Below are 22,236 nucleotides of genomic sequence, written 5' to 3' on the forward strand. Positions count from 1 at the left end.
GGATCTACGACTATGTCTCCGTTTATCCCGTCTCCCTTTATTCCGTATCCCTCGATTCCCCTGCAATTTGATGAAATAACCCTGCTTTACCTACGGGAGCTGCGCACGGTTTATCCTACGACCGAGGATGCTCTCGCTAAGATAGCGCTGCTCTCGGCTACCCTGACCCTACCAAAGGGTACGATACATGTGATTAGCGATGTGCACGGTGAGTATAAGAAGCTGCGACACGTTGTTAATAATGCATCGGGCTCCCTCAAGCCCCTCGTTTCAGATCTCTTCACTAAGACCCTCTCAGAGCAGGAGCAGCTTCGACTTTTAAGCTTTATCTACTATCCACGTGAATCGTTTCTATTTTATTGCAACGATTCCGTATCATCTGAACAACGGCGTGAGATCGTTAGTTTAAACCTTAGTGCTATGCTTCAGATCGTTAGAGCGCTGGCTACAAGCTATCCGTTACATGAGGTAGCCGAGCTCCTTCCTCAACACTATCTACAACTCTTCCGAGAGCTAATCCTAAGCCCCCAGTTTAATCGTAGCCCGGAGCATTTCAGCTCTATACTTGAATCATTTATCTCACACGGTCGTGAGCTTGACCTGCTCAGGCTTACGGCACGCATCATCCGGAATTTGGCGATCGATGAGCTTATTGTAGCTGGCGATCTAGGTGATCGTGGAGCTCGTATTGATAAATCAATTGATTTCATCTCCCGTCAACCACATGTCTCTATTACATGGGGCAACCACGACACCTCCTGGATGGCGGCATCTCTTGGACATGCTGCATCTATCGCTACCGTTGTACGTCTCTCTCTTAGGTACGGCCGCTTGAGCCAACTAGAGGAGGGCTACGGTATTCCACTCGAACCGATTGCAAAGCTAGTTGCTGCGCACTATGCAGAGGATCCAGCCGTACAGTTTGCTTGTAAGGATATTGGCGATAGGGATGCGCTGCTGCTTAAGCGCATGCAAAAGGCTATCGCCATCATGCAGTTTAAGTTGGAAGCGCAACTAATCGCCAGAAATCCCCACTTTGAACTCTCGCATAGAGATTTAATCTCACAGCTTAATCTCGCGCAGGGTACCGTCACGATTGAAAACATATTGTATCCATTATTAGATTCAACGCTCCCTACGATCGATCCGGCGCACCCCACAGCCCTCTCCTTACATGAAGAGGCGTGTCTGGCTGCTCTTACGGAATCATTCACAAATAGCGCCGTTCTTTGGAAGCATATGAGCTACGTAGCGCAGAAGGGTAGCATGGCGATTATTCGCGATCATGCGCTGATCTTTCACGGCTGTGTGCCGTGCGACGGGGCGGGCAACTTTATTGAGTTCTCAGTTGATGGGGTGGCGCGTAAGGGCAAGGAGCTCTTTAATGCGCTTGAGCTCTCCGTACAGCGCGCCTTTCAGAGCAAGAGGCAGCAAGATTTAGATCTACTCTGGTACCTATGGTGTGGGCCATTATCGCCACTCTTCGGCAAGGATAAGCTCGCAACGTTTGAGCTATACTTTGTGGGTGATAAGAAAGCTCAACACGAGGAGAAGAACCCATATTTTTCACTTATCCATGAGGCTGCCTTCTGTGACAAAGTGCTTAGAGAGTTCTCGGTTGATGAGAAAGATGGGCTAATAGTTAACGGTCACGTGCCTGTTAAGATTGAGCAGGGGGAATCGCCCCTAAAGCGGTGCGGTAAGGCGGTTACCATCGATGGAGCCTTCTCCGAAGCGTACGGCGACAAGGGCTATACCTTGGTGCTGCAACCTGGCAGGACCTACTTGGCACTTCACAATCACTTTGATTCGGTTGATGATGCTATTCGCAACGGAACCGATATGATTCCAGAGATTCAGGAATTAAAAACATATCCAGCACCCCGTCGTATCTCTGATACTGAACGTGGGAGTGCGATTTTACAGCAAATTTCGCTACTGGAGCTTCTTATTAGGGCTTATCGTGAGAACAAAATTGAGCAGGGCAAGGGATAGCTGCTTGCTATAGGTAATTTCTATGGTAACTGCTGCTGTGCCTGGTTCAACACCTCCAAATTCGGACACCACCCCGGATTCAACCCTGTCACCTGCTCAGCAGAAACTTATGGCGGTTGTGGTCCGGCTCGGGCTCGTCACGCTGCTAGCGTTCTTCTATGTCGACGGTTTCCTGCGCGGCGCGACGCCGCTCGAGATGGTCATGTTCGGGCTGTTCGCGCTGCCGCTGCTCGCCGGCCTCCTGCATACGGTGTGGGACCTGCCCGGGCTGAGTATGCCGTCCTGGGCCGATGTGATCGCAAGTGCGCTTGGCGCCAGCGCCGTCGCGTTCATCGCACGCGGGTGGCACGTCGAGCCAGTGCTCGCCGCAGCCGTGGTCGGCGTGCTGGGTGCGCTGCCGATCTTGCCGGCCTCGATCCGTTCCGTTGCCGCACCGATCTACGTCGGTGCCTTTGCCGGCATGACGTCACCGCTCGTGCTCGCGCACCCGGGCTGGATCGCGCTGGCCGGAGCGACCGCCGGACTGCTGTACTCGCTGCTGCGCTCCACCTGGATCGGCGTGGGCGGCAAGCTGGGGTTCCTCGCGTTCTCCGGTGTCAGTTTCGCGGCGCTGATCGCGGACCACATCGGGGCGTCACCCGGCGGCGCCAAGCTGCTGCAGCTGCAAACGGCCGATCAACTCGCCGTCCTAGTCACCGCGCCTCTGGCGGCGCTAGCGACCTACGAAGTGCAGCGACATCTGCGCTGGAGCCCGGTGCTGGCGTCGGCGTCCGTGACCTGCACGTTCGTGCTGGCGATGGTGCTCGTGGGCGCGGAGTCGCTGTTTGTGGTGGCGCCCTCCGCCATCGCTTGCTTTGGCGGTAGCTTCATCGCGATGACGGGTGAAATTCATGCAGCCAGCCGACCGTGGCTGCCGGCCGCAGGCGGGCTCCTTTACGCGCTGCTCCAGATCGCCCTCGAGCCGACGCTCGCAGGCATGGGCGGAGATTTCGGCGCGACGGCGGTCGTCGCGGTGCTCGTGGTGATCGGTATCGAAAAGCTCGTAGAGCCGTTGTTCGGCGCAACGCGGCGCAAGCGCACGTAGATCCTTGGTAAGATAATTATTAATTGTTTAAAAATGGTTCTCAACTATCATTTCTGACTGAGGTATGAAACCTGGTTTAGGCCATGCTGGTTTTATTCCCTTACCAACAACCAACATAGCTGCAATCGCATAGTCCTTAGGCAAATAAATCAATTCGGCTACTTTATCAAAATCAAAGCCAACCATGGGACATGAATCATATCCCATTGCTTTTGCAGAGAGCATCATAGTTTGTAACATGATTCCAGCAGAACGCATCGCTTCATCACGCTGAAGCTGCTCCTTTCCGGCATAAAATGGATTAATCCATGGAACGAGAATATCTTGAGCTTCTTTAGGTGCATTGACCCAATATCTTGCAGGATCTTTTTCCCAAGCCTTTATATCCACAGTCACTACAAATAATAATGATCCATCAGTAACCTGCGCTTGATCATAAGCCACTTCTCGTAACTTTAGCCTTAAAGCCTTATCAGTCACGTTTACTAAACGCCAGTGCTGAATATTAAAAGATGATGGGGCTTGCATAGCTAGATCAAGCAGCTGCTCTGTCTCTTGCTTGGTAAATTGATGGTGTGGATCAAATTGCTTTACTGCTCTGCGTTCGCGAATTGCATCAAATGTGTTCATTGCTTCCCCATTGAGGTTTAAGAATATTGAGTATAACGCAAGTTTCAAATCAAGGATAGGAAGATCAATTCACTTTCTGCAAGTAGACGATCTGCGGTCTCGACATTTCAACAGGACCCTTGGTATGGCCGAAAGTTGTAGAAAAGTTGTTTCTAGTCCCCAAGATTAATGCATTTAAAGTCGAGGAAAAAAGACTATTCCCCTGCCACCGCCTTCCAACGAAGCCTCATCAACACAGTCACGGCATTCTTCCCGCCGGGCTCCTGGGGCAACGACGTCAGCGAGGGGAGCGTGCCCGTCTCAGGCTTCCCCCAAAGGTCACAAATGTACCCAAACTGGTCGTCACTCTCCGAGTTCACCGGCGCAGCAGCATAGTATGAATTCGCCACGCACGTCGAAGCTACGGGGCCCATTGTAACGCCGAAGTACCCATTGGCTTGTGCCCAGGTTCCCGTGAAATCGGTAGGGGTTCTCGTCCACTGACTGCCCTTCTTGAACTGCTGGCAGATGCCAGTGCAAGCTCTCGAGGAGGCGACTTTCGCGACGCTGCCTAGATAAAGGAGCGTGGTCGGCGGGCCGGCAACCCCTATTTCTGTGTTGATTCCAGCTTCGAATATTGTCGCCCCTCGCCAGCGGATGATAGATCCCGCAACGGACTCTAGAGCAGTGCCAATGGCGGCATCCGCTTTTTCCTCTTTCGTCGGCAAGACATAGGGGGGACGATCTGTTGCTGCCGGTGGAGTCGTCGTCACGCACGACCGTGCCACCGAAGAATATCGATCAGGGAAGAGAGCGCTCGATGTGCCGTCCTGTTTGCTCTCTGCGTCCATAGACAGTGTGAGAGCGGTGCAGGGTTGCGCGTCTGTTTTGGAAAAAAGAAGGCAGTCGTTCGTTCCGGGGCTAAACGTGGAGCCGTAACAGCTGCCACCAGCCACAAGCGACTCCTTAGTGCACTTCGTGGAGCATTCAAGCGCAGACGTAGCGGTGGTAGTGGAAGCGGGAGGACTGGGCCCGATGCGAGTGGCGGCGAGGTAGAAAGCCCCATAGCAGATTTCATGACTTAGACTTGTCAATTTGCTATTCCCAATTGTGACACTCAAATTGCTTTGTGCGCCTTGCGCTTCAATATAATAGAAGCAAGTGTTGGGATTGTAGTTAAAGTCTATTGCATAGCCGGAACTGGTCGAGCGAACGCGAAACGTCCGAGACACATTTGTGTTCGAGTACCGGCTTTTCTTGTCAAGCAGCCGGATTTTGTTCAGTCTTTTGCCATTCGTTCGCAAAAGTAATGTACACCTAACATCTCCTTGGATCGCGGCATTTGGATTCCGAAACATGACACCGTCTTCATTGACTGGTCTAAAAAACCCTCGGCATTCTCCCGCGGGAATCACCGTTATAGACTCAGCACTGGCGGCACCTGTGGCCCAGGCAAGAAAAACAAGCAAGCCGATTAGGTTCTTCATGATCTTTTCTCCAGTTTCAGAATAGAAAGATTAAGGGATAGCAATATATGTCAAGGTCCCCTTTCTTTGAACACATAGTCTTAAATCAGTAGCATCGGCTGTTCCTCAGCCCCGCAGGGAATAGTGACTATTAACCCTTAACATTGGATTCGCAACCCAGCTAGCCGCAATACACAACAACCTCGCGTAGCTGCCCTACCCTACGGTGCTCCCAAAGGTAGATTCCCTGCCATCTGCCGAGCACGAGCTTCCCATGCATAATAGGTATCGAGAGCGACACATCGGTCAGGATAGCTTTGATATGCGAGGGCATATCATCCGCCCCCTCTGCGGTATGTGTATAGAGTGCATCGTTCTCAGGTACTAGGCGATTAAGCCACCGTTCAAGATCTGCGCGCGCCGAGGGATCGGCGTTCTCCTGTATGGTAAGGCTTGCTGAGGTATGCCGCACAAAGACCGTACACAAACCTTCATTGCGATCCGATTCTGCTACTAGCTGTGAAACCTGATCCGTTATCTCGTAGAGCCCTTGGCCGCGGGTGCGAATGGAGAGAACCTTTGTCATAGACCCCATCTTCAACTCGTGTAACTAGTCAGCATATTCCAGAAATATTCGCATACGGTAATGACACTTAATAGCCCCTAAGGAGCCGATTTGCGGAGCAAATCGCTGGTGACGGATAGAAAGATCAATTTTCTTTCAGCAAGTAACAGATCTGCAGTAGCGACATTGTAATAGAGGCCCTAAGGGCCCTCAGGTCGCCGAAAGTTGTAGAAAAGTTGTTTCTAGTCGCCCAGATTTCCGTTTTTAGCCTACCAGAAGAACACTAGGGGACAAGCTAAGTAGTGGAGCAGAGTAACCCCGTACCATCGGCCATAGTACCATCGGCCATAGACCCTTGGCCTAGTAAGAGAGAACGGCCACTCTAAAATTCCGACTCTTCAGTTAAGGGTTATACTATCACCAATGGAGCTACCGAATCTCGGCGAGCCAGAACCCATTCTTACACAGCAGATCCAAGCCTCATTTATAGATACGCTCCTGAAAGATAAGCCTCAAGTAGTGAGGCAACGCACGCCAATCATGCAGGAGTCTGCAATTGAGCTAGAGAGGATTCAACATCCAGGATTTTCAGAGCTTAAGATTACGCATATCCCATGTGGTGAAGAGGCTCGCAGCAACCTATTCAATCTGCTGCAAGCTCTCCCCCATGATCAGAGCTTTCTGATTAATCTCTCAGTGATTGTGCCAGATAGTACTCTGATCGAAAATTACATACTGATATGGTGCAAAAAACGTATGCTATCGGGTGCGGCTACGCCTATGCTCAAGGTAGCTCCAGGGACCTTTCAGAGGCTACGACCTGAGTTTGGTCAAAAATTCGGATTTGAGCTGGTATGATAACTACCTCTAAAGGCCATGAGCAAAGAGCTTTTATTCTCCACGCAGTATAAGGATAGCGTGATTACTCGGTGAATCCTGCTCATTATAATACCTCTATTGCCGATGGTACCCCCGCTTAATAAGGCTCTCGCTGCCAAGATTAGCTTAATGTGATTCCTCTCTATATTTCTAGAAAAGCTTCCGTTTGGTGAGAGTAGAGGGTCGTCATATAAATATCGCAACAATTACGTAACTATTTATCCAACTTTACTAAGCTAATACAGGTAGTTATGCAGTCTTAGTGTAAAAAGACTGGCCTAAAAGGCACTTAGCTACCGCTATTAACCATAACCCCTAGAGGCCCTCTAAAAGATACCAAGTCTGGATAGCCCTTATAAGTATATTTAATAGCTGGAAACATATGTCTAACAACCATTCAGAACTAAACGCCAACAACCTCATGAATCAGATGCAGGGGCTGCGCAAGCAAGGTACGGTAAAAAGCAAGCAGGATCTTACCCTTGCGACCGCCATCGTGCTGCTTGAGATCGCCTCATCCGATAGTAGTGTGGATAAATTTGAGCATTCCGTTATTCATCACGGCCTTAAAGCGCTCTTTAAGATCTCAGATGAGACGGCAGCCAACGTGATAGTTATGGCCAAAGCGCAGCTAACAAATATGCGTAGCAGCTCTACAGAGGCCAGCATGTTACGTGATGTGCTAGATCCAGTATCCAAGCGCACTATGGCCAGCATAATTGACAATCTTATCAAGTGTAACGGGGTAGTTGATGGGATGGAGATATATCTGCGCAGGCGTTTTCGCGATCTACTAGGTATTCCTGATGAACCGCTCGCACCCCCCTCAAACGATTAGCCACCAATTTTCTTTTTCGCACCAAACTATACAGTTCTTTCTAATAGTGCCGAAAACTAACTCTAGGAGGAAATGTGCAATCGACGTACACAGGCACGTCGTATTGATCCTCGCTTCTGCTCTCGTAGTGCTTGATAACTGGATCAGCAGAAGCAGTTACCGTTGGGTGCGGAGGTTTTTAGGACGGCGATATTCCCTTATTATTATGCATTGTAAGGATCAAGCTGCCCTGGAAGCCTCCCACCCATTTTTTTCTTGCGTACAGGATTATGCTCAATCCAGCTTCACAAGTATCAGGTATACGGAGCTCTCAAAACATAAACAAGGTCCTGCAGGATCTCTCAAACTCATTTAACAAACTCGCCTCTGGAAAGAATATCAACAAAGCTTCCGATGATGCCGCAGCACTTGCCATCGCAGTAAACCTTGAAGCCTCCCTCAGAACTCTGCAACAGGCTTCTCGTAATGTGCGCAACGTTGGCTCTGCGCTCTCCATAGCTGATGGGGCAGTAAGCGAGATACAGAATATTTCAGGGCGGCTACAGGAGCTCGCTGTCCAATCTGCTAACGGCACCTATTCGGACGAGCAGCGCGCTGCACTACAGGCTGAGTACTCCTCTCTTTCAAGCGAGATTGGCCGCATCACTGCGACAACTGAATTTAACGGCGTTAAGCTTCTTGACGCTTCGCAGCTTAGCGCTCAGGTCGGTATCAATAGCAGCGCCAACTCTCAGATTGAAATAAGCGGCATCGATGTTGAAGCACAACTCGCGCAGGTATCCTCGCAAAATATCAGCACACAGGGTGGGGCACGGGCGGCCCATAGCGCCGTGCAGCAGTTCTCACAGTCCCTCAATACAGCTCGTAGCTCGGTTGGCTCAAAGCAGACCAGGCTTGATACTATCGATCAGAACATCAGCTCTCAACGAATAGGAGAATCGGAGGCCTTAAGTCGGATCGTAGACCTCGACTACGCTCAGCAGGGCTCATTTAATATAAACAAACAGATACAGGCCAATAGCTTGGTGGCCCTTGCAGCTTACGGCAAAAAATTAAACGCTGACCTAATCCGCAGATTGATAAGTTAGCTCCATACGCAACTTCCGCTCCATTCCAACGATACTGCTAAGTATGGATCTGAATCGCGGCTTTTCATTGCTAGAGGCGCTCGTTACCCTCGGGATCCTCTCCCTGCTAACCTCTTTTGCGGTCGTACGTTTGTCAGTAACTATCCAAAGACAACACCTCTTAGCTGAATCGGCCCGTTTGAAATTGTTTCTTGAGCAAGCACGCAGCCTCTCCATAGCTAACGAAGCTTCCATAGTGGTATCTATTACACCCTCACGCATCACCACAGATGCGCAGGGAGTAGCTGCTCCCATATCCCATCTCTTACGCCGAGGCGTAACGATAAAGCCTATAGAAACAGGTGGCAGCGCCCTGCGCTTTTATTCAACTAATACCGCTACTCCAACAACGCTTACCCTTTTGCTCGATAAATTAAGCTGTAGTTTAGTTATCTCGCTACGAGCCCGTATCCGGATTGTATGCTAATCCCGATATCGCATACTAACTCCCTCCAAAACGGACTGGTGCTCCTTGAGTCAGTGATCACATTAGCTCTGCTTAGTATTATAGCGCTCGGCTTTCTGCTCACTATCGCCAATGTAACGCGCACAACAACCACGATTATTCGCACTCAAACACCAAACTGCAAAAGCCCGCGCTGTTCCGCCTTAAGCTCACCCATTACCTGTAGCTGCGGCGAACTACGTTGGGCCGTTATTCCGTAGGTGCTGTTATGTATGAGCGTGGTTTCTCACTCATAGAATGCCTCTCTGTATTATGTGTGGTTGCTCTGATAGGAGCTGGGATCTCATCCTTTACCGGCTCCTCTATTCAACTCTTTAGAGATTTATCAGAGGAGCTCGAGGGCAAAATAGCAGCGCGCATGGTTCACGGTTCTCTTCAGATGGGGGTACGCGCACATGAACGGGGTCGCTTTGAATTTGGTGTAACGATAGTACGGGGCGATCACTTAGCGAGCCAACACCCACTAAGCTCCCTAAATAGCAGCTCTGCCCCTCAGCCCGATTCCGACGTTGCCTCATTTATCGAACTCTCGCCGCCGTATAGAGCCGCAGTTCGCAAATCTAGCTTTCAGGATGCCGAGATCTCCCTTGAAGCATGTGGCATTAATGCGCTCTCTATTCCATCCACCTTTAAAAGCTACGTGGCGATTGGAGTGTCCGGTGCGTTGCAAATAGTTGGAACAATACGAGCAATAAGCCCTAGCTGTATCGAGTTAACCGGTCAGGCGATTAGGGGGTTAGTCAGTAACACCACCCTCCCTGCTCCAGCCGCACTACTAGAGTTCGCTCCGGTAGCGCGCGAGTACTCTATCTTTATCGATAGAAGTGGCCAGTTACGGCTCGCCTCTCATGTAGGTTCCCGTATCCTAGAAAATCAACCCCTGGCTCGCAGGCTCCACTCCTTTACGGTAACGCCGCTTAGCGATCCCTCTGGAGCATTATCATACCACCTTGCAGTTAAAACTCGTGCTGCTCGCCCCTTTGAATCGCTCTTAATAGTTGGTCTTGCGCAACGGGGAGTCTGGAACGAGATCTTTCAGTAGTAGAGTAGTGAGAAGAGACGATGAATAGACCAAAAGCTACGGGTGTACATCAAGGGGGATTTATCCTACCGATCGCCCTGCTTGCCATGTTGCTTGTTGCGTTTGCCGCAAGAAGCCTACTCTCTCAGAGCTCGCACCTTGCAAGCCTGCTAGCTATTCAACGCGAGGGTGAGCGGCTGCACGATACTGCGCGTAGCGCTATTACAACAACCCAGATAGCGCAGCGTGAATGCGTTACCGTTAACGCCTCACATCATAATATTAGCAATAGCTGGCTCGCCTGTATGGAGGGGGCGGGCTCTCTAACAAGCTTTCCAAAAACTCCCCTACCAGCCGGACGGTTTGATTATAATCAGATCTTTTCCGCCGTCTCCCCCTGTCCTACCACGCCACTGGCTGTAACTAAGAGTAGCTTTGATTCGCCGACTGCCTCACACGACTGCACTTCACCCGCTCTGCTACAGGGGGATCTGATCGTGCGAGAGAACCTGAAGGCTCAAAATATTAGCCTCGCGTCATCAAACCAGGAACGGGCGATGCTTCTGGCAACACCTGGCTCGCTCCTGATAGAGAGCGCATTAGAGCTTAATGGAGATCTACTTATAGTAGCTGGGGGCACCGTAACGATCGGTGAGATAGTTAATCTATCCCCTAAGCTTATTCACGTTACCGTTGTCTCAGCTCTCGGTACTATTGATGTGCTGGCTACTCAGGGTGAGATCTCACTCCTGATCATCGGCAGTAAAACGCTTAAAGCGCCTACTACCCTTATCGTCCCGCCCTTTCCACTTCCCGCGCTGCGCCTTGCGGCTGTGCTCGGCCTCCTGCCGCTTAATCGGAGCGGGTCGTAGAGCAAAGACCGTTGGGGAGCGCCATGTTGGTCGCAAGGTGTCGGTTATCTCATCAATGCATATCTCTAACGTGCTACGACTGCCCTCACGTTGCAGCAATGCGCAGAACGCTCCTGCTCCATGTCCCTCGTGTGGAAAGAGGCGATAGCACGCCTGGCTTGAGTATCGGGAGAGATACGGGGCAAGAAGGTCAACGGTAACGGCATGAAACTCGGGAAAGGTTTTAAGAAACCACTCTATATTATTCTCGTTCTCCTCGCGCGAAAACGTACAGGTTGAATAGAGTAGAGCGCCTCCTGGCGCTACCGTTTTAGCTGAGTTGGCTAATATTCTGCGCTGACGCCCCTCGTTCATAGAGATAGTCGCGTGGTGGAAAGCTCCGGGAGCAGCTAACCCTTTCAGCAAAAGCGACTGACCGGAACAGGGCGCATCAACAATAACCACATCGGCACGGTGCGGTATGCGTTGGGCGAGGCTCTCCGGATCGCACGACGTGACTAGCGCTGGATCCATTCGACATCTTTTATAGTTTGAGATCAGCTGTAAGGTGCGCTTTCGTATGACCTCATTACCAATCACGATCTGCGGCGAGAGATAACGCGCACCAACGATGCCCTTTCCCCCTGGGGCTGCGCACATATCAAGTAAGATGCCGGTAGGTTGCGCCAACTGTGAGAGTGTAGCGCATGCAAAGGTTGAGGAGAGATCGAGGCAGTAGATCTCTCCATTCTGGTGTTGTTCGGATCGACCGGGCCTTTCCTCTGGGGCTGCAACTGAGATCCAGTCTGGAAGCCAAGCTGCTCTTTGAGTGGCGCTATTACCGACCTGTGCTATCTCGCCCTGTATCTTGCTCTGTATCTCGCCCCTTAGCCTTACCACCGCCGTTACGGCACGTTCCCCCTGGGCTATAGCTTCTAGAAAAGAGGAGCGCTCAGCACCCTGCTCAAAGAGTGATTGAGCAACCTTCTCTATGTTTGTAGAGATACTGTTTGTAGAGATGCTGTTTGTGGAGATGCTACTACCCTTTTGGGGGCTCTTTTTGCCCATGCTTTTGGCCCTGATAAAATCTCTCAAGCTGATTACGGAGATCGTGCAGCGCTTTTACCCGCATACTAAATAGAGCTTTCTCCTCTTTCGACATCTCCCCCATAGTTTTTGAGCTGCCGGTTGGTTGGAAGATAGAGTCCCATCCGAAACCGCTACCACGGGGAGGTACCACCTCACCCGCAACGATCCCCTCTCCGTAGATAAAGCTCTGCGGTCCAAGGGCGAGTCCAAATATAGTGCGCACCTCAGCTCTGCAATCATTACGGGTTGCCGCCAACTGATACACCCCTTCGCTGCCGAGCGCTTTTAGGAACCATTTGATAAGTGGACCGGGGAGTCCGTTGAGGGCCACTAACGAGAGCGAGGTGTCCTCGATCAGAACTGGAGAGTATCCCTGGTTCAACGCCGCCTGCGCCTTTGCGATCACAACCTTGCGGGGTTCAAGCTCCTGCAGCTCAGGCAGGTCTAGGTCAACGTGCCGCATCTTGCCCAGAACGGCCTCGACCTCTTCGAGCTTAAAACGGTTTCCAGTTACGAAGAACGCATCCTGAAGAACCTTATCGATCTTATCCCAACGTCCCGGCATAGAGCTAAACAATTTGCGGGGTAAATCTCCCCATTTTATTAGAGTACCACACGAGACCCTTGAAGGGTCCCAGTAGCCTATTCACAGCAGCCTATCCGTTAAGATGAATAACTCTTAGTGAAAGGTCTGCTTATCACTGTCAATTATCACTGTAAGTTACCAAATACTCAGTGTATTATTAACCATTAAGGTAACTAGCCAGCATATTCGATAAATATTCGCATACGCTAATGACACTCAATAGCCCCTAAGGGGCCGACCAATCGAATTACCTATGAAACTTCACGGTAATCTCAATAGCTTGAATCGCTACATTAAACTACTGTGACCAGTTACAAACTCGTTTTTATGAGATCTATTTTTACGCTATCGTCCTAGCCCACTCCGCTAAGTTTTCAATCTTGGCCTGCTCCTTCGTAACGAGGTCCTTGACCTTTACCTCACGCGTAGCGGCATCGATAAAGAGCACATACCGTACCCCTTTTGATTCAGCGTACTCGATCTGCTTGCCGAGCTTAGGGGCTTTATAGAAGACCTCCGTTGGTAAGCCAGCAGAGCGCAACTGTTGTGCAACATCGTTGCTTAACCTTCGATCGTCCTCTGAATACACGGTGACAAGTGCCCGTGTTGGGCTTCTCTGGCTAGTTGATATTAGCCCCTCTGTGAACGCCAGCTCCATTAAGCGTGATAATCCAACAGAGACGCCAACTCCCGGTAGCTTCTGTGTTGTAAACTCAGAGGCGAGATCCTCATACCGTCCACCTGAAAAGACTGAACCGAACTCTGGATACTTAATCAGGGTCGTTTCAACGATTAGACCGGTATAGTAGTTAAGTCCCCGTGCTAAACTAAGATCCACTACAGCGCTGTTCTTAACCGACTCGGGCAATAGCTCCCAGATCGTAACTAGATCCTGCACCCCTTCGGTAATCAAGGGGCTTATAAGCTTTAACGGAGCAAGGCGCTCAGTAAGTTTATCGGCCGAACACCGGATCTCGGTCGTCTTAATAATCGCCTCAACCGCCGCTTCAGAGATGCCCGATATCTTCTGCAACTCGGCTCTCACACCTTCGGCTCCTATCTTTTGTAACTTATCGACTATAACGATTGCAGCCCTACACGCCGACTCATCTAGTCCAAGCTCAGAATACAGGCCACTCAACAACTTTCTGTTATTAATACGGATGGAGTACTCACCAAACTGCAGCGCATCCATAACGAGCCCGATCACCGACACAACCTCGGCATCACATGAGAGTGGCAGCTCATCACGGGCTATTATATCGATATCGAACTGATAGAACTCGCGGAAGCGACCCTTCTGTGGACGGTCGCCGCGCCATACCTTCTGACACTGATAACGCTTAAACGGAAAGCTAAGGAAGCTACCGTGCTGCGCAACGTAGCGCGCTAGCGGCACGGTCAGATCGAAGTGTAGCGCCAACTCGGCATCATCGCTCTCATCGGCCTTAAGGCGTTTGACTGCAAAGATCTCCTTGTCAATTATCCCCTTAGATCCGAGGGTCGAGATCAGCTCTACCGCCGGTGTTTCGATCGGAGTAAATCCAAAACTTTCATAGATCGCACGAATCGTGCTGATAACACGATCCTCTGCAATCTTCTGCTCCGGTAACCACTCGGGAAATCCCGATATTTTTCCAATTTTTGCCATAGTTACTAGCACCCTACACCACCCCAGACCTGTCGAACATAAAAACTTCCCAAAGAATTGAAATATCTGTATATTGCGGAGCATACTTTTTACAGGTGACGAGCATGGCAAAGATCCCGTGGAGTCGTATTAGAGAGGCGTTTGAAGGTGAGTGGATTGAGCTCACTAATTACGCCTGGAAGCCGGAACACATGCACCCTGACGCCGGTCACGTTCGAAACCATAATTCAAATCGCAAAGAGCTCCTTAAGACGATCGCCCGTTTAGGAAGGGTTGATGGCGCCGTTGTCCTTTTTGTGGGATCCTCGCTACCTGGAATACTCTCTCAGGAGCAGTTTGAGTCTCGGGTAGGCAACCTCTAGGGGTCGCTCCCCTCTGCCACAAAATTACAGTAAATAGATTCACTAAAGCTGACATGATCGACGCAACCCCCCTGCTCCGCCTCTACGCTCGCTGGCGCAACGAACAGTTAGCGTCTCAGTGCCCTGCTGATACACAGAGAAAGCAGCTCCTCTCTCTAGTAAAAACCGCCGCCAATACGACCTTCGGAAAGCAGCACGGCTTCTCATCTATCGGTTCAGTTGAGGAGTATCAGAAACGGGTTCCACTTAGAAAATACGAAAACTTTTGGGAGGAGTTCTGGAAGGCGCCCTTCCCCAACCTGCAAGATTGCACCTGGCCCGGCACCATTAAGTTTTTTCCCGTTAGCTCAGGAACCTCCTCGGGCACGACTAAATACATCCCGTGCTCGGACGCCATGCTGCGCTCTAATACCAAGGCCGGCATAGACCTATTAGCGCACCACGTTACAAACCGGCCACACTCGCGCCTCTTAGGTGGCAAGAGTTTTATGCTCGGTGGAAGTACAGATTTAACATCCCCAGCGCCAGATATATTCTTGGGGGATTTAAGCGGAATCGCTGTAAAAACCTTACCCTGGTGGCTCCGTTCGCGTTATTTTCCGCCGGCGCACCTAGCTCTTCTAAAGAACTGGGAAGAGAAGATAGACACCCTAGCGCAACTCTCGCTCGCAGAGGATATTCGAATGATCTCCGGCATACCTGCCTGGTTACTTATCTTCTTTGATAAACTAAGCGCGCTCAAACCTGAAACTGCCGGGAAGCTCTCCGATATCTACACTAACCTTGAGATGATAGTTCACGGCGGCGTAAATTTCTCGCCCTACGTTGGTCGGTTCAGAGAGGCGCTTGCGGGCAGCTCAGCAGAGCTGCGCGAGGTCTACCCGGCGAGCGAGGGCTTTATCGCTGTCGCCGATCGCGGCTATGGAGACGGCCTGCGCATGAATCTCGATCACGGACTATTCTTTGAATTCGTTCCACTTGAGGAGCTCGATAGCCCCACTCCAACGCGCCACTGGATCGAGAACGTCGTGCGGGACACGAACTACGCAGTCGTACTAACAACCTGTGCGGGGCTGTGGTCGTACGTTATCGGAGATACCGTACGGTTCGTCGATACAGAGACCCCACGCATACTAGTAACCGGAAGAACCTCTTACTACCTCTCAGCGTTCGGCGAGCACCTAATCGGTGAGGAGATTGAGGACGGTATCGTAACGGCGGCACAGCAGATCGGTGTAGATATAGTTGATTACACCGTTGGGCCGATCTTTCCTGAGCAAGCTGGAGAGCTCGGAGGACACATCTTTATTATCGAGTTTGTTGGTGAAACCCCAGCTCCAGAGAACCTTGAGATCTTTGCAGCAACGCTCGACCAGCGGCTCTCTCAGCGCAACGAAGACTACGCTGCACACCGTTCGGGTGGCTTTGGTCTTAAGCCACCCACAATCCTGGCGGTTAATACGGGGTGCTTTGCAGCCTGGATGAAGGGTCGCGGCAAGCTAGGGGGGCAAAACAAGGTGCCACGCATTATTACAAATCTTGTGATGCTCAGCGAACTAGTTGAATTTACAAAGATAGATAGATCTATCGAGCAGCTCCCTGCCGCTCTGGCTAATCACCCGTAATTTGCAAAGGGTCACCTACGCGGACTACAATGGGGCCATGTCGATAGCCACCCTCCTCTCTGTACTGATACTCTATCCCCTGGCGCTGCTTGGAGATGGCTGCATCCTGATAGCTATCGCACTTGCTGCGACCGTAAGTGGTCGTGCTTGGCTATGGGGGCTTTCGTTCGGATTATTTCATACCTTATACGGGGTGCTTGGTATCATTATAGCCTCCGAGGTGGCTGAATATTCAGAGATGCTTGGCGAGCTCTTTGTACTGGGAGGGGCTCTCTTTCTACTCTGGCACTTTATGCACCACCGGGTTCATCACCGCATGCAGGGGGATTGTAGCTGTGAGAACCACCCGGCGATCTCGGTACGTCCGATCACTATCATCTCAACCGCTGCGGCGCTCTCGTTGCATGCCCTTGCTGGTGGCGCCGTTATACGAAACATAACCGGGGAGCTCTCAGATATCTCGCTGATGGTGCTTATTAGCGCGGCCTCGCTGATGGTGGGGGGTATTATCTCTATTATAGTGTTACTCGGTGATAGGGAGCGTGGCTCAATCCTAAAAGCGCTCGACAAACTCCCTGGAATCGTTGCCTTTATCCTTTCAGGGGTTTCATTTTGGTGCCTCTACCAATTTGTCTCTAAAGCTACGCACCTATCTAATGTCATTTCAGTAATTTTTGTAGTGGCCGCACTCGCGCTCTCTATAGCGCTTGGCTACAGCGTCCATGAGCGCAGCGCCAATAAAGTTGTGCGAATTACCCCCAGGCAATATCGATAACCACACTAATTAACACTAGTATTTTAAGACCACTAGGGGTTTGCATAGGGCGGCATTTCCTTTACTATAACACTCAATAGACTAGCCTACGAGCTACCACAGGATAGGGAATATACGATGACCACAAAAGAAAACCCGCTCAGCCCGATGAACCTGATAAAACAGAGCGCATTCTGGATGATTCACCTCGGCTGCTTTGCGGTCTTCTGGGTTGGGTTTAGCTGGACGGCGCTGTTGCTCTGTGTCGCCCTCTATGCGGTAAGGATGTTCGGTGTTACCGGCGTTTACCACCGCTACTTCTCTCACCGTTCATACCAAACAAGTCGCTGGTTTCAGTTCGTACTGGCGTTTCTTGGCGCAACCTCTGCGCAGAAGGGCCCGATCTGGTGGGCCTCTCACCACCGCCATCACCATCAGCACTCAGATACTGAGGAGGACGTTCATCCTCCAGGAATATACGGTTTGTGGTGGGCGCACGTTGGCTGGGTGCTTAGCACTCAGTTCGTCGGAACTCGGGAGGAGCTCGTAAAGGATCTCGTTAAGTTTCCAGAGCTCAGGTTACTCGATGTCTACCATCTGGTCCCGCCGCTCTGTCTTATATTTGCGACGCTCGGACTTGGTTTTGCGCTTGAGGCGTACGCTCCTGGGCTTCACACGAGCGCCTCACAGCTCTTTGTCTGGGGCTTTTGTATCAGCACCACGTTGCTCTACCACGGCACGTTTTGTATCAACTCGTTTGCGCATGTGCTTGGCCGCCCACGCTTTGAGACCGGAGATGATAGCAAGAATAGCTTTCTACTAGCGCTAATAACGCTCGGCGAGGGGTGGCACAACAATCACCACCGTTATCCAGGCTCTGAGCGTCAGGGGTTCTATTGGTGGGAGGTTGATATCTCGCACTACACCCTCAAGGGCCTCTCGTGGCTCGGCCTAGTGTGGGATCTACGGGAACCACCGGAGCGCATCTACCAGGAAGCACGCGACCGTAAGGCTCAGCTAAAGGCGGCCTAGGGCTGCTAGCCTTTTCATCAGTTGCCTCTTGTGGTTGCAAAGAGTTATATCTTCATGCATGATGCTACATATTTGTCTGCCTTATATGACACATGCTACATAGAGCAATTAACCTACCGGAATCTCACAGCTTTTTTCTTTTCGGCGCTCGTGGAGCCGGCAAAAGCTGGATCCTACGCAGCAGGCTGCCCGCGGAATCAACGCATATTATCGATCTCCTTACAGCGCGGGACTTTGATGAGTTCTCTCGCAACCCTGAGAGGCTCTCCGATCGGATCGCCCGTCTTCCCAGCACTGGGGTTCAGTGGGTAGTTATCGATGAGGTGCAGCGTGTGCCGGAGCTGCTCAATATGGTTCACCTTGAGATTGAGGCGCACAGCCGATCCCGTATGGGGGTGGGAGCTGAGCGACCGAAGGATCGACAACTCTACTTCGCGCTAACTGGGTCAAGCGCTCGAAAGCTACGGCGCGGAAAAGCTAACCTCCTGGCTGGGCGGGCGTTTTTGCGGTACCTCTTTCCCCTTACGCAGCCAGAGCTACCGGAGGGGTTCTCACTGCACGATGCGCTACGCTGGGGAACGTTACCGCGTGTTGTCCTTTCAACATCGAATGAGGAGCGTAAAGAGATCCTCAACGTATATGTGCACACATACCTGCGTGAAGAGATCCTAGAGGAGCAGCTCGCCCGCTCAGCACCTCCATTTCGACGTTTCCTGGAGGTTGCAGCCCAAAGTAATGGAAAGATCATCAACTACACCGCTATCGCCCGAGATGTGGGGGTTAGTCCGCATACGGTGCAGAGCTACTATCAGATCCTTGAGGATACCCTATTAGCGGAGCGCCTTGATCCGTTTCACGAGTCAATTCGCAAGCGACAACGCGCTGCCCCAAAATACTACTTCTTTGACCTCGGAGTTCAACGTGCGCTATTGGGAGCGCTTGATGAGATCCCGTCGCCCAAAACATATGGATTCGGTCAAGCATTTGAGCACTTTGTGGTATGCGAAGCCCTCAGACAAAACTCCTACCTCTCAAAATCGTTTCGATTTTCGTATCTTTGCACAAAAGACGACGTCGAGATCGATCTAGTAATTGAGAGGCCTGGCGCGCCGAAAGCTCTCGTTGAGATTAAATCGACCGATAACGTTCGCGAAGATCACCTTCGATCTCTTATCTCACTCGGACGGGACATCCCAAATGCCGAGCGGTTCTGCCTCTCGCTTGATCCCACACCCCGCATCACGTCTGGTATTAACGTGCTGCCCTGGAATCTAGGGCTACGTGAGATAGGGCTTGGTTAGTCCATTTTATCAGTTACGTTTCCCCAGTAACTTCATAGGCCTTACACAGAATGTGCACACGCTAGTATAATTACGGTTGCTTAGGTAAAAACTGCGCCCAGGAGGCCCTGCTCATCATCAAAACAGGGTAAACTTAGCTATATTAGGGCCTAGCCACCGACCATGAAGATCCTTCTTTTAAATCAGGATTGGTTCTCAACTGAGTTAAGATTACTTGGGCACGAGGTTATTACCTGCGGCGAAGCCACGCACCTTGAGCATCGCCCTACGATATCTGTACTCCATATTAACGAGCTACTCGCGCAACTTCCCGGCGGGTTTGTTCCGGACCGCATCGTGTGGCTAGATAATAGCTCGCCTGTTATGATCCTTGGGCTCGAAGATACCCCGATACCGACCATCTTCTACTCTGTGGACACGCACCATCACTGGGAGCTGCACTCTCAACTCGCGCACTGCTTTGATCACATGCTCGTTGCTCAAAAAGATTACCTGCATCAGTTCCTTCCATCCGCTACCCCTACAACCTGGATGCCGCTCTGGGCTTCACGCCACGTTGAAACATGCTCTGAAAAAACTACGCCGGTCTCATTCGTTGGTACGATGGATGAGAGGCTTAATCCAAAACGGGTGCAATTTTTTAATACCCTTAAAGAGATCCTCCCGATTACGATTAGGCAGGGGAACTACTGGGAGATATTTCCACAGGCCGATATCGTTATAAATCAAACCGTCAGTAGCGATCTTAACTTCAGGGTCTTTGAGGCGATGATGTGCGGAGCACTCCTGCTTACCGAGCACAGCTCAAACGGACTTCTAGAGATCTTTAATGATGGTGAGCATCTGGTCACCTACACAGCGGGGGATACAAAAGATGCTGCAGAGAAGGCGCGCGCGCTCCTTGCAGCCCCAGATAGAATGCGCGAGATAGCCCACGCCGGTCGCGAGGAGATCCTTAAGAAACACACCCCAATGCACCGCGCTACTGTGCTGCATAACATACTAAGCTCCCTAACAAAGCGCCCACAAACCACGGCTCGTCATCTGCCGATGATGATAAACCTTGCTATCGCAAGCTCGTTTCTTGAGCGCCATAATCCGGCCCTCTCGATGGTGGCGCTACGGGGCGCCGTTCAAGCGGCCCTGGCATCACAGCAAGATGGTTGTATTCCGAACAATATCGAGGCGGCTCACCTAGTTCGAATTTACGCCCGCTGGGACCGATGTGCGGCAGAGGGTGCCGGCACACGGCTCCTACTAGCCCATGCAGAGTCCCTACCCTCTCAGTATATTCTGGCCCTGGCGCGGGTGCGCTCCCTGCTTAATCAGGGTAAACGGTTAGAAGCTGAGGTCGTTGCTTCACGCATATCTCAAGAACCGGCTAGCAGCGTGTTTAATATCGCTGAGCAGGCTATGACATTAATTTTGCAGAGATAGGGCAAAACTTATCTGATGCAGAGCGCTAGATTTTCGCGCTACTTTTTCGCGTTGCTTTTTTGCGAACTACGCGCGTCCCCCGCCGTTACGTTAAGCTGTAGATTCCCTACCTCATAATGCCCGTCCCGATTAATAATGTAGATAACGAAGGGCTTCTCGCGCTTTTCTGTGGTTTCAAAGGTGCGAAAGATCGCAAGCCCCTGATTGTTCTGACCATCATGCGTAGGCAGTGTCGTAACGTTATCAGTAAGCTTCATAAAGTCGTTGAAGAACGGAATGAACCTGGTGGTAATAACCTGATCGATAGCAGCCGTCCCCCGGTTCTCGTTATTAATCGTCCCCTCACCAAGTAATGCCCGAAAGCAGGGCGCATCCTGACGTACGAGGCAGCTCACAGCTTTATCAACAACGATACTGAACTGATCGGGGCGACCGCTCAGGTTTTCATCATCAGCGCTAGCATCAGGTGCCGGTGTGAACTCAGCCGCGGCGCTTATAGCACCCTTAGTAAGGCATAGAGCACAAGCTAGAAGGGAGACATGCAGGAGGAGGATTTTAAGTTTTCTGATAATCATACCACGATTATCCGCCACTAATAATCGGGTCGCAATACAGCGTGCGTAGTATTACTCAGCCAGAAAGGTGTGCTCCATAAGTCTGGTCTCATCGTGTCTGACAGTAACCCCATTCGATCCAAAGAGCGCCGAGAGCTGCAGAGGAACCGTGACCTCGGCACTTACCTGTGCCCTTTTGCGGTCATCAATCAGCTTCGTTGAGACCATCAGGCAGTTTTTTGCCTTACCATCACAGGTATTTAAGCGCTGTGCAGGGGGATAGCCGACCTGGACGGTATCAACGACCCGCTTAGCGGCAGCGCTGAGGAATAATTTATCGTCATTATTAACGGGATCTCCCGGCTTAAGATCCACAATCGGCTTAAGCTTACACCTCTCGCCGTTATCTTTGCAGCATTGATAAGCTGCCGATCTACTTAAGCGCTCTCCACACAGACTTTCCTTTATCGCGCCATCTACAGGCGTAGATGGAATACAGATATCTGTTGGTGGCGCAGGCTGATACTGGTCCTTCTTATCTCCTGGGATTATCGGGATCGGCACACTTATGGGAACCTTGTTCTTCTCTCTATATTTCTTCTCTAACTCAGCCCCACGATCTATACAATTATTAACCGGCAATGGATCCGTGGTAAAGCTTCCTGGCGTTGGGAACCGTGCGTCGCTACATTTCTGGGCACGCTCTAGAGTAACCGGCCAAACCTCCTCCTCTTTCGTCACGCTCCGATGTGGATTTGCGCATTCTGGCAACGGCTCTCCACTACACGCTAGCCGTTTATCGGGCTCCGCCATTACCTGAGGGGAGTAGTTTATCTTGCTAAGCTTATCTAGGACCGGATTAAAATCTGACACAGTACATTCTGGGGGAATTTTGCTCGGGTCATCATCAGGCGGCACACACCCCATTAAATAGCGTTTCTTAA

21 protein-coding genes are annotated in these 22,236 nt (G+C 51.1%); 14 read left to right on the forward strand and 7 right to left on the reverse strand.

The genetic code is table 11. The features are described from left to right. The first annotated feature begins 12 nt into the window (after positions 1–12). Both NTV65_00875 and NTV65_00880 read left to right on the forward strand, forming a co-directional pair. The gene (locus NTV65_00875; protein ID MCX6113754.1) at positions 13–1,995 is read left to right on the forward strand and encodes a fructose-bisphosphatase class III; all 1,983 of its coding nucleotides are present in this window, start codon (positions 13–15) and stop codon (positions 1,993–1,995) included. 109 nt (positions 1,996–2,104) lie between these two features. Next, entirely contained in the window at positions 2,105–3,079 is a 975-nt protein-coding gene (locus NTV65_00880; protein ID MCX6113755.1) for a hypothetical protein, read from the forward strand. A gap of 27 nt (positions 3,080–3,106) precedes the next feature. On the opposite strand, the gene NTV65_00885 is transcribed toward NTV65_00880, so the two are convergent. Together NTV65_00885 and NTV65_00890 are read right to left on the reverse strand one after the other, a co-directional pair. Continuing rightward, on the reverse strand, positions 3,107–3,709 hold the full coding sequence (locus NTV65_00885) for a nitroreductase family protein (GenBank protein MCX6113756.1): 603 nt from the start codon (positions 3,707–3,709) through the stop codon (positions 3,107–3,109). Positions 3,710–5,335: 1,626 nt separating this feature from the next. Continuing rightward, the gene (locus tag NTV65_00890; protein ID MCX6113757.1) at positions 5,336–5,740 is read right to left on the reverse strand and encodes a secondary thiamine-phosphate synthase enzyme YjbQ; all 405 of its coding nucleotides are present in this window, start codon (positions 5,738–5,740) and stop codon (positions 5,336–5,338) included. 402 nt (positions 5,741–6,142) lie between these two features. Between NTV65_00890 and NTV65_00895 the strand changes: the two genes are divergently transcribed. The 6 genes from NTV65_00895 to NTV65_00920 all read left to right on the forward strand — a co-directional run bounded on the left by NTV65_00895 (position 6,143) and on the right by NTV65_00920 (position 10,071). Further along, on the forward strand, positions 6,143–6,577 hold the full coding sequence (locus tag NTV65_00895; protein ID MCX6113758.1) for a hypothetical protein: 435 nt from the start codon (positions 6,143–6,145) through the stop codon (positions 6,575–6,577). A 403-nt stretch (positions 6,578–6,980) separates the two neighbouring features. Beyond that, on the forward strand, positions 6,981–7,436 hold the full coding sequence (locus NTV65_00900; GenBank protein MCX6113759.1) for a TerB family tellurite resistance protein: 456 nt from the start codon (positions 6,981–6,983) through the stop codon (positions 7,434–7,436). Between the two features lie 269 nt (positions 7,437–7,705). Then, positions 7,706–8,524, forward strand: coding sequence for a flagellin (locus NTV65_00905; GenBank protein ID MCX6113760.1), 819 nt, complete (start codon positions 7,706–7,708; stop codon positions 8,522–8,524). 43 nt (positions 8,525–8,567) lie between these two features. Beyond that, positions 8,568–8,990 carry a prepilin-type N-terminal cleavage/methylation domain-containing protein gene (locus NTV65_00910; protein MCX6113761.1) on the forward strand — a complete coding sequence of 141 codons (423 nt, stop codon included), beginning with the start codon at positions 8,568–8,570 and terminating at the stop codon, positions 8,988–8,990. Beyond that, positions 8,984–9,229, forward strand: coding sequence for a hypothetical protein (locus tag NTV65_00915; GenBank protein MCX6113762.1), 246 nt, complete (start codon positions 8,984–8,986; stop codon positions 9,227–9,229). The genes NTV65_00910 and NTV65_00915 overlap by 7 nt, the downstream gene beginning before the upstream one ends. A gap of 8 nt (positions 9,230–9,237) precedes the next feature. Continuing rightward, positions 9,238–10,071: a hypothetical protein gene (locus NTV65_00920; GenBank protein MCX6113763.1), complete on the forward strand. Its 834-nt coding sequence runs from the start codon at positions 9,238–9,240 to the stop codon at positions 10,069–10,071. A 722-nt stretch (positions 10,072–10,793) separates the two neighbouring features. On the opposite strand, the gene NTV65_00925 is transcribed toward NTV65_00920, so the two are convergent. From NTV65_00925 to hisS, 3 genes are all read right to left on the reverse strand, one after another. After that, complete coding sequence (locus tag NTV65_00925) at positions 10,794–11,969, reverse strand: RsmB/NOP family class I SAM-dependent RNA methyltransferase (protein MCX6113764.1); 1,176 nt, start codon at positions 11,967–11,969, stop codon at positions 10,794–10,796. Beyond that, the gene (locus NTV65_00930; GenBank protein ID MCX6113765.1) at positions 11,941–12,555 is read right to left on the reverse strand and encodes a non-canonical purine NTP pyrophosphatase; all 615 of its coding nucleotides are present in this window, start codon (positions 12,553–12,555) and stop codon (positions 11,941–11,943) included. The genes NTV65_00925 and NTV65_00930 overlap by 29 nt, the downstream gene beginning before the upstream one ends. A gap of 361 nt (positions 12,556–12,916) precedes the next feature. Then, a complete protein-coding gene (hisS, locus tag NTV65_00935; GenBank protein MCX6113766.1) occupies positions 12,917–14,227 on the reverse strand; it encodes a histidine--tRNA ligase in 1,311 nt (436 codons plus the stop codon). A gap of 104 nt (positions 14,228–14,331) precedes the next feature. Here hisS and NTV65_00940 point away from each other — a divergent pair, with 104 nt between their 5' ends. The 6 genes from NTV65_00940 to NTV65_00965 all read left to right on the forward strand — a co-directional run bounded on the left by NTV65_00940 (position 14,332) and on the right by NTV65_00965 (position 20,738). After that, positions 14,332–14,589 carry a hypothetical protein gene (locus tag NTV65_00940; protein ID MCX6113767.1) on the forward strand — a complete coding sequence of 86 codons (258 nt, stop codon included), beginning with the start codon at positions 14,332–14,334 and terminating at the stop codon, positions 14,587–14,589. A 53-nt stretch (positions 14,590–14,642) separates the two neighbouring features. Next, the gene (locus NTV65_00945; GenBank protein MCX6113768.1) at positions 14,643–16,214 is read left to right on the forward strand and encodes a GH3 auxin-responsive promoter family protein; all 1,572 of its coding nucleotides are present in this window, start codon (positions 14,643–14,645) and stop codon (positions 16,212–16,214) included. A gap of 37 nt (positions 16,215–16,251) precedes the next feature. Next, positions 16,252–16,989 carry a hypothetical protein gene (locus tag NTV65_00950; protein MCX6113769.1) on the forward strand — a complete coding sequence of 246 codons (738 nt, stop codon included), beginning with the start codon at positions 16,252–16,254 and terminating at the stop codon, positions 16,987–16,989. 117 nt (positions 16,990–17,106) lie between these two features. Beyond that, positions 17,107–18,000, forward strand: coding sequence for an acyl-CoA desaturase (locus tag NTV65_00955; GenBank protein MCX6113770.1), 894 nt, complete (start codon positions 17,107–17,109; stop codon positions 17,998–18,000). 92 nt (positions 18,001–18,092) lie between these two features. Beyond that, positions 18,093–19,301 carry a DUF4143 domain-containing protein gene (locus NTV65_00960; protein MCX6113771.1) on the forward strand — a complete coding sequence of 403 codons (1,209 nt, stop codon included), beginning with the start codon at positions 18,093–18,095 and terminating at the stop codon, positions 19,299–19,301. A gap of 162 nt (positions 19,302–19,463) precedes the next feature. Further along, positions 19,464–20,738, forward strand: a complete 1,275-nt coding sequence (locus tag NTV65_00965; protein ID MCX6113772.1) for a glycosyltransferase — start codon at positions 19,464–19,466, stop codon at positions 20,736–20,738. A 38-nt stretch (positions 20,739–20,776) separates the two neighbouring features. On the opposite strand, the gene NTV65_00970 is transcribed toward NTV65_00965, so the two are convergent. Both NTV65_00970 and NTV65_00975 read right to left on the reverse strand, forming a co-directional pair. Beyond that, positions 20,777–21,313 carry a hypothetical protein gene (locus tag NTV65_00970; protein MCX6113773.1) on the reverse strand — a complete coding sequence of 179 codons (537 nt, stop codon included), beginning with the start codon at positions 21,311–21,313 and terminating at the stop codon, positions 20,777–20,779. Between the two features lie 51 nt (positions 21,314–21,364). Continuing rightward, on the reverse strand, positions 21,365–22,236 hold an 872-nt coding region (locus NTV65_00975), incomplete at its 5' end, for a hypothetical protein (protein ID MCX6113774.1).

This window comes from Pseudomonadota bacterium, assembly GCA_026390555.1.
Taxonomy (GTDB): Bacteria; Bdellovibrionota_C; UBA2361; order UBA2361; family OMII01; genus OMII01.

Coding starts and splice junctions, on each gene's coding strand:
- NTV65_00875 (MCX6113754.1), top strand. CDS start 13: ATGTCTCCGTTTATCCCGTCTCCCTTTATTCCGTATCCCTCGATTCCC.
- NTV65_00880 (MCX6113755.1), top strand. CDS start 2,105: ATGGCGGTTGTGGTCCGGCTCGGGCTCGTCACGCTGCTAGCGTTCTTC.
- NTV65_00885 (MCX6113756.1), bottom strand. CDS start 3,709: ATGAACACATTTGATGCAATTCGCGAACGCAGAGCAGTAAAGCAATTT.
- NTV65_00890 (MCX6113757.1), bottom strand. CDS start 5,740: ATGACAAAGGTTCTCTCCATTCGCACCCGCGGCCAAGGGCTCTACGAG.
- NTV65_00895 (MCX6113758.1), top strand. CDS start 6,143: ATGGAGCTACCGAATCTCGGCGAGCCAGAACCCATTCTTACACAGCAG.
- NTV65_00900 (MCX6113759.1), top strand. CDS start 6,981: ATGTCTAACAACCATTCAGAACTAAACGCCAACAACCTCATGAATCAG.
- NTV65_00905 (MCX6113760.1), top strand. CDS start 7,706: ATGCTCAATCCAGCTTCACAAGTATCAGGTATACGGAGCTCTCAAAAC.
- NTV65_00910 (MCX6113761.1), top strand. CDS start 8,568: ATGGATCTGAATCGCGGCTTTTCATTGCTAGAGGCGCTCGTTACCCTC.
- NTV65_00915 (MCX6113762.1), top strand. CDS start 8,984: ATGCTAATCCCGATATCGCATACTAACTCCCTCCAAAACGGACTGGTG.
- NTV65_00920 (MCX6113763.1), top strand. CDS start 9,238: ATGTATGAGCGTGGTTTCTCACTCATAGAATGCCTCTCTGTATTATGT.
- NTV65_00925 (MCX6113764.1), bottom strand. CDS start 11,969: ATGGGCAAAAAGAGCCCCCAAAAGGGTAGTAGCATCTCCACAAACAGC.
- NTV65_00930 (MCX6113765.1), bottom strand. CDS start 12,555: ATGCCGGGACGTTGGGATAAGATCGATAAGGTTCTTCAGGATGCGTTC.
- hisS (MCX6113766.1), bottom strand. CDS start 14,227: ATGGCAAAAATTGGAAAAATATCGGGATTTCCCGAGTGGTTACCGGAG.
- NTV65_00940 (MCX6113767.1), top strand. CDS start 14,332: ATGGCAAAGATCCCGTGGAGTCGTATTAGAGAGGCGTTTGAAGGTGAG.
- NTV65_00945 (MCX6113768.1), top strand. CDS start 14,643: ATGATCGACGCAACCCCCCTGCTCCGCCTCTACGCTCGCTGGCGCAAC.
- NTV65_00950 (MCX6113769.1), top strand. CDS start 16,252: ATGTCGATAGCCACCCTCCTCTCTGTACTGATACTCTATCCCCTGGCG.
- NTV65_00955 (MCX6113770.1), top strand. CDS start 17,107: ATGACCACAAAAGAAAACCCGCTCAGCCCGATGAACCTGATAAAACAG.
- NTV65_00960 (MCX6113771.1), top strand. CDS start 18,093: ATGCTACATAGAGCAATTAACCTACCGGAATCTCACAGCTTTTTTCTT.
- NTV65_00965 (MCX6113772.1), top strand. CDS start 19,464: ATGAAGATCCTTCTTTTAAATCAGGATTGGTTCTCAACTGAGTTAAGA.
- NTV65_00970 (MCX6113773.1), bottom strand. CDS start 21,313: ATGATTATCAGAAAACTTAAAATCCTCCTCCTGCATGTCTCCCTTCTA.